Origin of the sequence: Caballeronia jiangsuensis (assembly GCF_046030135.1) — a bacterium.
Classification (GTDB): domain Bacteria; phylum Pseudomonadota; class Gammaproteobacteria; order Burkholderiales; family Burkholderiaceae; genus Caballeronia; species Caballeronia jiangsuensis.
In genome coordinates this window covers 134,298-147,005 of record NZ_JAQQDB010000003.1, presented here as the reverse complement: position 1 = coordinate 147,005, position 12,708 = coordinate 134,298, and the positions used below count along the sequence as shown (strand labels likewise).

Below are 12,708 nucleotides of genomic sequence, written 5' to 3'. Positions count from 1 at the left end.
GGAAACCATCATGAAGAAGTTCGCACTGTGTTCCATGGCGGCTGCGCTCGCGTGCGTGTCGGCGGCGTCGGGGGCGGCGGAAATCACCGTCGTCAATTTCGGCGGCGCGAACGGCGACGCGCAGAAGGTCGCGTTCAATCAGCCGTTCGAGCAATCGTCCAAGAACAAGGTCACGGCCGTCGAATACAACGGCGAGCAGGCCAAGGTCAAGGCGATGGTCGAAGCGAAGCACGTGAACTGGGACGTGGTCGAAGTCGAATCGGGCGATCTCGGCCGCGGCTGCGACGAAGGTCTCTATGAAAAGCTCGACTGGTCGAAGATCGGCAAGAAGTCGGACCTCGTGCCCGAATCGCCGCAGACCTGCGGCGTCGGCTTCTTCGTGTGGTCGACGGCGCTCGCCTACAACGGCGACAAGCTGAAGTCCGCGCCGGCAGGCTGGGCGGACTTCTGGGACACGAAGAAATTCCCCGGCAAGCGCGGCATGCGCAAGGGCGCGCGCTACAACCTCGAATTCGCGCTGATGGCCGACGGCGTCGCGCCGAAGGACGTCTACAAGGTGCTCGGCACGAAGGCCGGCGCGGACCGCGCGTTCAAGAAGCTCGACGAACTCAAGCCGAACATTCAGTGGTGGGAGGCCGGCGCACAGCCGCCGCAGTTCCTCGTCGCGGGCGATGTCGTGATGTCCACCGCGTATAACGGCCGCATCGACGCGGCGCGCAAGGAAGGCAAGAACCTGAAGGTCGTGTGGAACGGCAGCATCTACGACCTCGACTACTGGGCGATTCCGAAGGGCTCGCCGAACAAGGACGTCGCGCAGCAGTTCATCGCGTATTCGGTGTCGCAGAAGCCGCAGGAAGTCTATGCGAAGAACATCGCGTACGGCCCGGTGAACAAGGCCGCGATCTCCGCGCTGGACGCGAAGACGAAGGCCGACATGCCGAATTCGCCGGATAACGCAAAGAACGCGGTGCTGCAGGACATGGCGTTCTGGACTGATCACGGCGACGAGCTCGAGCAGCGCTTCACCGCGTGGGCGTCGAAGTAAAAGCGTCATAGGCAGCGAGACGGTCGCGCTTTTCGAAAGCGCGACCGCAAAGAAGGAGACTCAAGCGTGAACACCATGACGATCCCCGCGGAAGAATCGCGCGAATCGAGCGCGCGTCTGAAGCGCGAACTGAAGATCGCCGATGCGAAGAAGCGCGCCATGGCGCTCATGCTCATCGCGCCGCTCGCCATTTTTCTGTTTTTGATTTTCGTGGTGCCGATCGGTGCGCTGCTCACACGCGCGATCGAAAATCCCGAAGTGGCGAACGCGCTGCCGCACACCGGCGCGGCGCTCGCGAAATGGGACCGCAAGGCGCCGCCATCGGATGAAGCCTATGCCGCGCTCGCGCAGGACCTCACGACGATCTCGGAAGGCGAATCGATGGGCGCCCTCGCGCGGCGTCTGAACACCGAAATTCCGGGTTATCGCTCGCTCGTTGCGAAAACCGCGCGCGCGATGCCGCTCAACGGCGACGACGGCAAGCCGCTGCCTGCCGCGCAGATCAAGGCGAAGATCCTCGAACTCGACGACCGCTGGAACGATCCCGTCTATTGGCAGGCGATCGCGAAGAACGCGGGCCGCTATTCGCCGTTTTATATCCTTGCGTCACTGGATCACAAGCAGGACGGCTTCGGCAATATCGTTCATGCGGACCCGGATCAGTCGATCTATCTCAACGTCTTCGGCCGCACCTTTGTAATCGGCGTGGGCGTGACGCTGTTCGCGCTGCTGCTCGGCTATCCGCTCGCCTACTGGATTTCGACGCTCCCCGAACGCCGCGCAAACCTCGTGATGGTGCTCGTGCTGATCCCGTTCTGGACGTCGGTGCTGGTGCGCGTCGCCGCGTGGATCGTGCTTCTGCAAAGCGAAGGGCTCGTGAACAAGGCGCTGCTCGGCAGCGGGCTGATCGGCTCGCCGCTCTCGCTGCTCTTCAATCGCGTGGGCGTCTATATCTCGATGACGCACATCCTGCTGCCTTTCATGATCCTGCCGCTCTATAGCGTGATGAAGTCCGTTCCGCCGACCTATCAGCGCGCGGCCGTTTCGCTCGGCAGTCATCCGTTCGCGGCGTTCTGGCGCGTCTACGTGCCGCAGACTTATCCGGGCATCGGCGCGGGCGTGCTGCTCGTGTTCATTCTCGCGATCGGTTACTACATCACGCCAGCGCTGCTCGGCGGGCCGAACGATCAGATGGTCAGCTATTACATCGCCTACTTCACCAACGTGACGATCAACTGGGGCATGGCATGCGCGCTCGGCGCACTGCTGCTCGCCGCGACACTGCTGCTCTACGTGGTCTATGGACGCTTCACGCGCTCCAACGTGAGCCTGGGGTAAAGAAAGATGAAACTCGCCAAACCGATGTTCGCGCCGCACACGTCCGCGATCGAACGCATCTGGTATTTCGCGTTGCGCATCATCTGCGTGCTGACGCTGCTTTATCTGATTTTGCCCGTGCTCGCTATCGTGCCGCTGTCGTTTTCGTCGAGCACGTTCCTGGTCTACCCGATTCCGGGCTGGTCGATGCGCTGGTATCACAACCTCGTCATGTCCGACGAGTGGCGCATGGCCGCAAAGAACAGCTTCATCGTTGCGCCGTCGGCAACGCTCGTCGCGACGATCCTCGGCACGCTCGCGGCGGTCGGGCTCACGAAGGCGAACTTCCTCGGCAAGAGCGTGCTCATGGCCGTGCTCATTTCGCCGATGATCGTGCCGGTGATCGTGGTTGGCGTCGGCATGTATCTGTTCTTCGCGCCGCTCGGCATCGCCAATACCTACTTCGGGCTGATTCTGGCGCACGCGGCGCTTGGCGTGCCATTCGTCGTGACGACCGTCGGCGCGACGCTGCAGAATTTCAACTACAACCTCGTGCGGGCGAGTCAGTCGCTTGGCGCGAGCCCGTTGAAAACCTTCTTTCGCGTGACGCTGCCGGTCATTGCGCCGGGCGTGATCTCGGGCGCGCTGTTCGCGTTCGCCACTTCTTTCGATGAAGTCGTCGTCACGCTGTTTCTCGCCGGCGCCGATCAGACGACGCTTCCGCGGCAGATGTTCACCGGCATTCGCGAAAACATCAGCCCGACGATCGCCGCGCTCGCGACGATCCTCATCGTGTTTTCGACGAGCCTGTTGCTTGCGCTCGAATGGTTGCGAGGTCGTGCGGCGGCGCGTGCGATCGCTTAGCGGAGCGGTCCGAAGAAGGCATCGCGGACCGGCGCGCCCCTCTGAGAGGCCGGCTTGCCCGACCATTCACGTCGATCTCGAACAAAACCATCGCGGCGCTGGGTGATTGCGGCTGAGAACGCCGTCCGTATCGGTCCGCGAGCGACCTTACGAACCGCTTGAACGCCCGCCAGTCAAGGCGCTGCGTGGGTTCTCGTTTCCGTTCGATCGATTATTCGCAGCAACGGGATAGTGTATTCACTGATGCAGTATTTATCGGAATGTGCTTAATGACGTACGTTCTAGGTCGAGTCAAAGCCTGGAACAATGCCATGACAGCTTTTTCGAAAAGAGCGGACCCGTGGTCACAGACGGTTCACCTGCTCGAAGCGATGCCGATGGACATCGCTCGCACAGCCCCATCCCAGAAATCCGCGCGCGCCGAAAACGCGTTCCTGGAGCGTCTGACGCGCGACTGGAACCGCACGCACCCGCATCAGGTGGACGATCGGCTGCCGTTTCCGCAAGCGATCGTGCGCGTGATCGAGCGTCCGAGCAGCGCGACGGCGCTCGTCTACTGGTCCGATCCCGGTACGTGCCACTACGGTTATCAGGGCTGGCGCGCCACGACCGCGACGGCGGAAGGCGTCTGCTCGCTATCGGGGATGCCGATTCATCGTGGCGATCAGGTCTATCGGCCGTCGCAGCGCGATCCGAAGCCGCAAAACGCGGCCGCGATGATCCTCGCCGACGCGATGCCGAAGAACGCCGAGGAAATGGAAGTCGACCTGCAAGGCTGACGAGCGGCGGGAAACTGGAGCGGCATCGTCAGTCGATGCCGCTTCTGCCGGCGCGCGCGTTCAATATCCGACCGTGATGCGTTGGCGGATATGCGCGCCGCTCTGGAATTCGTCGAGGAAGGCGATCGCGTAATCGTCGAACGAAATCCAGCTCCGTCCGCCGTTATCGACGAGCAATTCGTCCACGCCGAGCCGGAATTTTTGCGTGCGCGGTCCGGGCACGAACTCGGCCGACGGCGAAACGAAGGTCCAGTCCACATCGCGTTCGCGGCGTAGCGCATCCAGAAAAGCCGCGCCCGCCGTGGCTTCCGGCCTGTACGCGTCGGGGAAATCCGGCAGATCGAGCACGCGCTGACCGGGCGCCGCGTACAAGCTCCCCGCGCCGCCGACGACCAGAAGGCGCTGCACGCCGGCGCGCTTCACCGGTCCGACTATCGCGCTTTCCGACACGGTGGCGAAGCGCGTCGCGCTGAACACTGCGTCGTGTCCCGCGAGCACGGTGGCTAGCGAGTCCGCATTCAGCACGTTGACGTCGTGCGCGCTGACGCGGTCCCGCTTTTCAAGGCTGGACGTGTCGCGCGCGATCGCGCTGACGGTGTGTCCACGCCGCAACGCCTCCTCCATCAGCCGGCTGCCGACATTACCCGTCGCCCCGATGATCGCGATTTTGCTCATGCCACATTCTCCTTTCCTTTTACGGCGTTCGCACCGGCGCCGTCGAATCAGCCGGTTTATGTTGCAGGAAAATAAACCGTGGCCTGGCAAGCGCTTTTGATAGCGTTTGTTTCCACATCAGACGAAATCGGGGAATCAATTAGCGCACGGTCATTTGTAAAAGCATACGTAAGGACATATGGTCATGCAATTTCCGGGCCGATTCCAGCCCTTCAGCGCAATATCGACACACCGTTGTCATATTCAAATTGCGCTTTCGGAAACGCACGCCGCCGTTACACTAGAGGCCCCGCACTCTCTCGAAACGCAAGATAGCGGCGATTACCGGCGCGCCGCGTACAGCGGTTTCGGAGCGAGTTCCCAAATCGAAGTCGCCAAAATGTCATGACATTGGTTTATATTGCAGTTCCTCGCCGCTCCATTACCGGAAGGAGTAAATCGTGAAGAATCCGCAATTGCAGGGTGCCATCGAAGGACGCGACAATCCGGCAGGCGAAACCGCCTACGAGCCGATTCCGATTCGCGCAGTCTCAAAGGAGTCCGGTGATGAACCCGGATACTCCGATTCGCTGGACATCCCGCTCAATTACGGCATCGTGATGGACGCAGTCAGAGACGCGGTTCGCGCGAATCCCTGAACGTTCAAGTTTTCATGCGAAGCGCCCCACTCGGGGCGCTTTTTTTTCGCCCGCGCCCGCGCATTTCCGGCGGGCGCCGACCTTGCCAGATAGCAACAATCGCCGCTGTTTTAGTACGACCAATCAACCATTTCGCTGAGCCTATCGCTCGTGCGATTCCGCCATAAGTCAATCGGTGCGAATCAGAGCCGACACCTCGATCCAGTGCATTAACGAGATGGTACACTGCCGCCTCCGCCGCGCCGGGCGGGCCGCGCCCAAATTTCGAGACGGGCGTATAGATGTCTATATTTCGTCCATCCCCATCGGCGCCGAACGCCTGAATTGGGTCGTCTGTCGCGTCCTGTTCGCCCGATCCGACAAAGAAATCCACTGCTAGTCTTTCCACTGGCGAAAACAATCGCATTGAAGTAAGTTCAGACGTGTAATAGCGCCTGGACAAACGTCCGGATCAATGCTCGCGGGTTAAAGGGATGGCCGGCGAAGACGTTAACAAGACTGATCAACAACGCGCTGTGGCTCGCGCCCTGCCGAACCCAAACATGGCCGCTATTTTCAATTACCTGTTGGACAGTCAGATTTCCCGGCAATGGCGAGGCCTTCTGGCCGCCCTTGCGGACGAATTCGAAGCGCAGATCGGGCGCAACGAACTGCGTCAGTTGATGCATCGCGTGGGCAGCCGCTTCGCCGAAGCCCGGCCGCTGCCGCCCTGCGATTCGACAGCGGCGCTCGCCGACGCGCTCAACGCGTTGTGGCGCGACACCGACTGGGGCTTCGTCGAGCTTGCCGATGAACGCGACTATCTGAGCATCGTGCATTACTGCGCGCCGCTGCCCGCCTTCGGCGAAAGCGCGCTCGCGTGGACGCCCGCGTTTCTCGAAGGCGCGTACCAGCAGTGGCTCGCCGCGCTCGGCGCGCAAGGTCTCGCGATCCGGCAGGCGAGCGAGTTCGGCGACGACGCGGCCATCGAATTCAGGCTCGCGCGCGTCGCGGCCTGAAGCGTCTGCAGCGCAATCCGACCGCCGCCTCGATGCGGCGGCATCGAGCGCCCGCGAAGGGCGGCTCCAAACAAGCAGCATCGGCCAGGCAGCAAGAATAGGCACGACGAGGAAGCGGCATCATGAATACTTCGCGCGACATCGAGAAGCTGTTCGATCATTTCGGCGGCAATGCAGGCGATTATCAGGAAATCGGACGAGAGAACGAGGCCAAGACGGCGCGCACCCGCTGGCCGCTGCTCGCCACGCTCGACTTCGCACAGCCGGCGATTCCCGAGATCGCGCCGCGCCGGGACGTGCAGCTGAACGCCGCGCGGCCGCGTCCGGATGCAGCGTCCGGCGAGCCCGCCGAAAAGCCGACGCCGATTCATCGTGGCAAGCAGCCGCTCTTCACGCGGCCGCATCGCCGCACTATTCCGCCCGTCAATCCGCCGGCCGCGGAGTCGCTGAGCGCGTTGCGTTTCTCGGCGCCCGGCGAATCGGCGTCGAACGAAACCGGAACGATTGCGGATTCGGCTTCTACGGCCACCGCAAGCGTGCCGCCGGTCAAGGCGCCCGTCGCGCCGGTCGAATCGAAGCCCGTGGCGGCTGAAACCAGCCCCGCTGCGTCCGCCACCTTCGGCTCGAACTTTCTGGCGCGTCGCGCGCCCGCTCAGGTTGCGCCGGTGACGCCCGCCGCCCCGGCGCCGCGCGCGCCCGAACCGGCCTCCGCCACGCAGCAGTCGATCCTCGGCAAGCTCTTCAGGCAGCCGGCCCAGACCGTCCCGAGCGCGCCGGCAGGCTCGCTCGACGCCGTGTTCGAGCGCCTGCGCCACGCCCGTCCGCAAGGCGACGAATCCACGAACAAGCACGCAGGCGCCGGCCACGCCGGTCACGCAAGCCGCCTCTCACGCTCATGAAAGTCATCACGGTAGTTTCCGCGAAGGGCGGCGTCGGCAAGACGACGCTCGCCGCCAATCTCGCTTCGGTGCTCGCCGCGCGCAGCCGTCGCGTGATCGTGCTCGATCTCGATCCGCAGAACGCGCTGCGCCTGCATTTCGGCATTCCGCTCGACAGCATCGACGGCATTTCGCGCGCGACGCTCGCGGGCGACCCGTGGCAAACGGTGATGTTCGACGGCGTCGATGGCGTGACCGTGCTGCCCTACGGCGCCGTGATCGAGGACGATCGCCGCCGCTTCGAGGCGCTCGTCGACAACGATCCCGCGTGGCTCGCCCATTCGCTCCAGTCGCTCGCGCTCGACGCCAGCGACATCGTGATCGTCGACACGCCGCCGGGCTCGTCCGTCTACACGCGCACCGCGCTGACGGCGGCGAACTTCGCGCTGAACGTCGTGCTGGCCGATGCCGCGTCTTATGCCGCGATTCCCGGCATGGAGCGCATGGTCGATGCCTACGCCGCGCCGCGCCAGGATTTCGGCGGCCAGGGCTATGTCGTGAATCAGGTCGATCAGTCGCGCCAGTTGAGCAAGGACGTGCTGAAGGTGCTGCGCAACATGCTCGGCACGAAGCTGTTCCCGGGCGTGATCCATCAGGACGAAGGCGTGTCCGAGTCGCTCGCGTGCGACACGACGCTCATTCATTACGACCCGCTTTCGCAAGCCGCCGCCGATCTGCGCGCGTGCGGCGACTGGCTCCTCTCGGCCGTCGATGCGATGGCTGCCTCGTCGAGGAAGCTCGCATGAGTTCCACCAAGATCCCCTCGCCCGAAACCGAGGTCAGCGTCGCGACCTCGCGCCTCGAACGTTTCGTCGATGCGGGCATCTGGGGTAGCCGCGTCCTCGTGATACTGCTCACGATCTTCGCCGCGTTCGCGCTGTATTTCGTCGTCACGGTGCCGCTCGCGTTCGGTCAGCAGCTTGCCTTCGCGACAATCTGCTTCGTCTGCGCGCTCGGTTTTCGCCGGCTGCAAGGCCAGTACGCGACGCTCGTGATGATCATGCTGTCGATCGTCGCGTCGGGCCGCTACATGTTCTGGCGTCTCACCGAAACGACTTATTGGGAGCGTCCGCTCGACGCCGCGTGGGGTCTGTTGCTCGTCGCGGCCGAAGTCTACGCGTCGCTCGTGCTTCTGCTCGGCTACTTCCAGACCGCGTGGCCGTTGAAGAGAAAGCCGCTGCCGCTGCCCGCCGACCGCAGCCAGTGGCCGACCGTCGATGTCTTCATCCCGACCTACAACGAGCCGCTCTCGGTCGTGAAGCCGACGATCTACGCGGCGCTCGCGCTCGACTATCCGGCCGACAAGCTCGCCATCCACGTGCTCGACGACGGCCGCCGTCCCGAGTTCAAGACATTCTGCGAGGAAGTCGGCGTCAACTGGACGATCCGCACGCACAACCGTCACGCGAAGGCCGGCAACATCAACGAGGCGCTCAAGATCACGAAGGGCGAATTCCTCGCGATCTTCGACTGCGACCACATTCCGACGCGCTCCTTCCTGCAGATCTGCCTCGGCTGGTTCCTGCGCGACAAGCTGCTGTCGATGCTGCAGACGCCGCACCATTTCTTTTCGCCCGATCCGTTCGAGCGCAATCTCGGCACGTTCCGCAAGGTGCCGAACGAAGGCGAGCTGTTCTACGGCCTCGTCCAGGACGGCAACGATCTCTGGAACGCGACCTTCTTCTGCGGCTCGTGCGCGGTGCTGCGCCGTTCGATGGTGGAAGAGATCGGCGGCATCGCGGTCGAAACCGTGACGGAAGACGCGCATACCGCGCTCAAGCTGCATCGGCTCGGCTATACGACCGCGTATCTCGCGATTCCGCAGGCGGCGGGCCTCGCGACCGAGAGCCTCTCGGGGCATATCGGCCAGCGCATCCGCTGGGCGCGCGGCATGACGCAGATTTTCCGGATCGATAATCCGCTCACCGGCAAGGGCCTCAAGATCGGCCAGCGGCTTTGCTATCTGAACGGCATGCTGCACTTCTTTTACGGCGTGCCGCGCCTCGTGTTCCTCACCGCGCCGCTGTCGTATCTGTTCTTCGGCGCGCACGTGATCGAAGCGGCGGCGAGCACCATCGCGATCTTCGCGCTGCCGCACATGATGCACGCGAGCATCACCAATTCGCGCATGCAGCGCAGCTTCCGCCACTCGTTCTGGGCCGAAGTGTACGAGTCGGTGCTCGCGTCGTATATCACCGCGCCGACGCTGCTCGCGGTCATCAACCCGAAGCTCGGCAAGTTCAACGTGACGGCCAAGGGCGGGCAGATCGCGAAGGATTACTTCGACTGGTATATCTCGCGGCCGTATCTGTTCCTGCTGCTATTGAACCTGCTCGGCTTCGTCGCGGGCGTCGTGCATATCGTCATGTACTGGCATATCCGCAGCGAGGTGAACACGACCATCCTCAACCTCTGCTGGACGGTCTACAACATGCTGATTCTCGGTGCGTCGGTGGCGGCGGCGAGCGAGCGCAAGCAGGTGCGCGCGACGCATCGCGTGACGATGAAGATGCCCGTGATGCTCAAGTTCTCGACCGGCCGCACGCTCGCTTGCGAGACGATCGACTACTCGGAAGGCGGCGTCGGCGTCGCGCTGCCGAGCAAGCTCGAAGTGCCGATGCACGAGCGCGTGACCGTCTCCCTCTTTCGCGGCGACGAGGAATATGCGTTCCCGGCGACCGTCGGCTATACCGAGCCGGGCCGCGTCGGCCTGCGTTTCTCGCAACTCACGCGCGAGCAGGAATACGACTTCGTCAAGACCACTTTCGCGCGCGCGGATGCCTGGACCGGCTGGTCCGAGGGACGCCGCCCGGATACGCCGCTGCGCGGCCTGTCGCACGTGCTGCTGGTGGGCACGCGCGGCATTGCGGGATTGTTCGAGCATTTGTACAGCGACCTTCGTACCTGGATGAACAAGCGCCCAGTCGATGTGAAGAAGCTGAAAACCAAAGACCAATAATGGGCACGGGTATGTCGAAGTTGCGCGTTGAAAAACAAACGGGCGAGCGCGCGCCGCGTTTTTGCGAAAGACCGCTGGGCCGCGCGCTGGCCGTTTTGATGGCCTTGCAGACCGCATTCGCAGCGCCGATCGCTTCGGCGGCCGCCGCGGCGAGCGCTGCATCGGGAAGCGTCCCGCCGGCCGCGCAGCAGGCGACCGGCGTCGGCGCCGTGCCCGCGCCGAGTCCGGCCATGGTGTACAACCCCGCCGCGATCCAGCAACCGGTGCTCGCGATGCCCGTCCCCGCGTTCTCCGGCAAGCCCGACAAGCCGCTCACCTCGCGCATCCCGACGACCGCCGATCCCGGCACGCTCGTGCCCGGCGGACGCCGTCAGACACTGACCTTCGCCGATTACGGCGCGCTCGATCCGCTGCAACTGCGCGGCACCGATGGCCAGAACGGCATCGCGTTCTCGGTGCGCGGCGACGAAGTCGTGACCGGCGCGATCCTGCATCTGATCTATAGCTATTCGCCGTCGCTTCTTCCCTCGATCTCGCAACTGAAGGTGCTCATCAACGGCGAAGTGGCCGCGACGCTGCCGGTGCCGCGCGATCAGGCCGGCGTGCTGGTCGCGCGCGACGTGGCGATCGATCCGCGCTTCATCACCGAGTTCAATCACCTCAACGTTCAGCTGATCGGCCATTACACGCAGCAGTGCGAAGACCCGTCGAGCTCGACGCTCTGGGCGACCGTCAGCAACGCGAGTTCGCTCGATCTCACATATGCGTCGATCGCGAACAAGCCCGATCTCGCCGCCCTGCCGCAGCCGTTCTTCGACCGCCGCGACGTGCGCCGGCTCGAACTGCCGTTCGTGTTCGCGGGCAAGCCGAGTCTCGCCGCGCTGGAATCGGCGGGCATGGTCGCGTCGTACTTCGGCTCGCTCGCAGGTTATCGCGGCGCGATTTTCCCGGCACAGACCGACAACGTGCCGCTGTCGGGCAATGCCGTGGTGTTCGCCACCGGCGATGCCAAGATCGCGGGCGTCGATATTCCGCCGGTTTCCGGTCCGACCATCGCGCTCGTCGAACGCGACGCGAGCGCGCGTGGCCGCCTGCTCCTCGTGCTCGGGCGCGACGACAACGAGCTGAAGACCGCCGCGAAGGCGCTCGGCGTCGGCCAGAACACGCTGTCCGGCACGAGCGCGACGATCACGCAGTTCACCGACTTGCAGCCGCGCCGCCCGTACGACGCGCCGAACTGGCTGCCGACCGATCGCCCCGTGCGTTTCGGCGAACTCGCGGAAGCGCGCGATCTGACCGCCCACGGCTACGATGCCGACGCCGTGCGTGTGAACCTGCGCGTGCCGCCCGATCTCTTCATGTGGCAGACGAAGGGCGTGCCGGTCGACCTCGGCTATCGCTATACCGTGCGGCCGGCGCCGGACCGCTCGTCGCTCAATATCAGCGTGAACAACGGCTTCGTGCAGTCGCTGCGCATTCCGGCGGTGTCCACATCGACGTTCGATCTCGGCCAGTATTTCAGCCGCGTGCTGCCGGACAAGACCGTCGCCGCGCGCCGCGAAATCTATCTGCCGCCGCTCCTCATCACGCCGCGCGCGCAGTTGCGCCTGCACTTCTACTACGACATCCCGAAGACCGGCGAATGCCAGGGGCGCGTGCTGGATAACGTCGTCGGCGCGGTGGATCCGAATTCGACCATCGATCTTTCCGGTTTCCCGCACTACATGGCGCTGCCCGATCTTGCCGCGTTCGCGAACGGCGGCTTTCCGTTCACGCGCTTAGCCGATCTTTCGCAGACGGCGGTCGTGCTGCCGACCGAGCCGAATTCGGCCGACTACAGCCTGTATCTGCTGGAAATGGGCCGCATGGGCGCATCGACGGGCTATCCGGTGACGGGCGTCACCGTGACGAGCGCGAACGATGTCGACCGTTTCGCCGACAAGGATCTGCTGATCCTCGGTTCGCCGGGCCGTCAGCCGCTCCTGCAGCGCTGGTCCAAGCAGATGCCCTTCTCCGGCGACGGCGACGCGCGCACCTTCCAGCTCTCCGATGTCGCGTTCAAGCTCGTCGATTGGTGGCATGGCGAACAAGGCCCGGAACGCTCGCCCGCGCGGGCGGACCTTTCGCTCGTGAGTTCCAACGGCGACGCGCTCCTGACCGGCTTCGAATCGCCGCTGAAGAGCGGACGCAGCGCGGTGGCACTCATCAGCGCGGCCGGCCAGTCCGACGCCGATCTGTCCGCCGCCCTGCTCGACAACGATCTGCTGCCTTCCATCCAGGGCGCGATGGCCGTGATCCACGGCCGCACCGTGACGGTCACGTCGAATGGCGAGGCGTATTACGTCGGCCATCTGTCGCCGATGCATTACATGCGCTGGGCGCTGTCGTCGCATCCGCTTTTGCTGGTGCTCGGCGGCGTGCTCGCTGCGCTCATCATCGCCGCCCTGTTCTACCGTGCGCTGCGCTCGATCGCCGCACGGCGCCTGAGGGACTGA

At 64.1% G+C, this 12,708-nt stretch carries 12 protein-coding genes; 10 read left to right on the top strand and 2 right to left on the bottom strand.

Going from position 1 to position 12,708, the window contains the following annotated elements; translation table 11 throughout:
• Positions 1–10 precede the first annotated feature (10 nt).
• From PQR08_RS04460 to PQR08_RS04445, 4 genes are all read left to right on the top strand, one after another.
• On the top strand, positions 11–1,045 hold the full coding sequence (locus PQR08_RS04460; protein WP_035501580.1) for an ABC transporter substrate-binding protein: 1,035 nt from the start codon (positions 11–13) through the stop codon (positions 1,043–1,045).
• A 66-nt stretch (positions 1,046–1,111) separates the two neighbouring features.
• Positions 1,112–2,383, top strand: a complete 1,272-nt coding sequence (locus tag PQR08_RS04455) for an ABC transporter permease (protein ID WP_250484515.1) — start codon at positions 1,112–1,114, stop codon at positions 2,381–2,383.
• 6 nt (positions 2,384–2,389) lie between these two features.
• Positions 2,390–3,226: an ABC transporter permease gene (locus PQR08_RS04450; protein ID WP_035501577.1), complete on the top strand. Its 837-nt coding sequence runs from the start codon at positions 2,390–2,392 to the stop codon at positions 3,224–3,226.
• Positions 3,227–3,537: 311 nt separating this feature from the next.
• On the top strand, positions 3,538–4,005 hold the full coding sequence (locus PQR08_RS04445) for a DUF3331 domain-containing protein (protein WP_238217078.1): 468 nt from the start codon (positions 3,538–3,540) through the stop codon (positions 4,003–4,005).
• Positions 4,006–4,065: 60 nt separating this feature from the next.
• On the opposite strand, the gene PQR08_RS04440 is transcribed toward PQR08_RS04445, so the two are convergent.
• Positions 4,066–4,680: an NAD(P)-dependent oxidoreductase gene (locus PQR08_RS04440; RefSeq protein WP_250484514.1), complete on the bottom strand. Its 615-nt coding sequence runs from the start codon at positions 4,678–4,680 to the stop codon at positions 4,066–4,068.
• 440 nt (positions 4,681–5,120) lie between these two features.
• Between PQR08_RS04440 and PQR08_RS04435 the strand changes: the two genes are divergently transcribed.
• Positions 5,121–5,318, top strand: a complete 198-nt coding sequence (locus PQR08_RS04435) for a hypothetical protein (RefSeq protein ID WP_035501573.1) — start codon at positions 5,121–5,123, stop codon at positions 5,316–5,318.
• A 4-nt stretch (positions 5,319–5,322) separates the two neighbouring features.
• On the opposite strand, the gene PQR08_RS04430 is transcribed toward PQR08_RS04435, so the two are convergent.
• On the bottom strand, positions 5,323–5,691 hold the full coding sequence (locus tag PQR08_RS04430; protein WP_250484513.1) for a hypothetical protein: 369 nt from the start codon (positions 5,689–5,691) through the stop codon (positions 5,323–5,325).
• A 169-nt stretch (positions 5,692–5,860) separates the two neighbouring features.
• Here PQR08_RS04430 and bcsD point away from each other — a divergent pair, with 169 nt between their 5' ends.
• The 5 genes from bcsD (at position 5,861) to bcsB (ending at position 12,708) form a co-directional block, all read left to right on the top strand.
• Positions 5,861–6,316, top strand: coding sequence for a cellulose biosynthesis protein BcsD (gene bcsD / locus PQR08_RS04425; RefSeq protein ID WP_187606487.1), 456 nt, complete (start codon positions 5,861–5,863; stop codon positions 6,314–6,316).
• Between the two features lie 122 nt (positions 6,317–6,438).
• Positions 6,439–7,215 (top strand): cellulose biosynthesis protein BcsP, encoded by a 777-nt coding sequence (gene bcsP, locus PQR08_RS04420; RefSeq protein WP_250484512.1) that lies wholly within the window; start codon positions 6,439–6,441, stop codon positions 7,213–7,215.
• On the top strand, positions 7,212–8,000 hold the full coding sequence (gene bcsQ, locus PQR08_RS04415; RefSeq protein WP_035501571.1) for a cellulose biosynthesis protein BcsQ: 789 nt from the start codon (positions 7,212–7,214) through the stop codon (positions 7,998–8,000). The genes bcsP and bcsQ overlap by 4 nt, the downstream gene beginning before the upstream one ends.
• Positions 7,997–10,213, top strand: a complete 2,217-nt coding sequence (gene bcsA / locus PQR08_RS04410) for a UDP-forming cellulose synthase catalytic subunit (RefSeq protein ID WP_187606489.1) — start codon at positions 7,997–7,999, stop codon at positions 10,211–10,213. The genes bcsQ and bcsA overlap by 4 nt, the downstream gene beginning before the upstream one ends.
• Positions 10,213–12,708, top strand: a complete 2,496-nt coding sequence (gene bcsB / locus PQR08_RS04405) for a cellulose biosynthesis cyclic di-GMP-binding regulatory protein BcsB (RefSeq protein WP_284509027.1) — start codon at positions 10,213–10,215, stop codon at positions 12,706–12,708. The genes bcsA and bcsB overlap by 1 nt, the downstream gene beginning before the upstream one ends.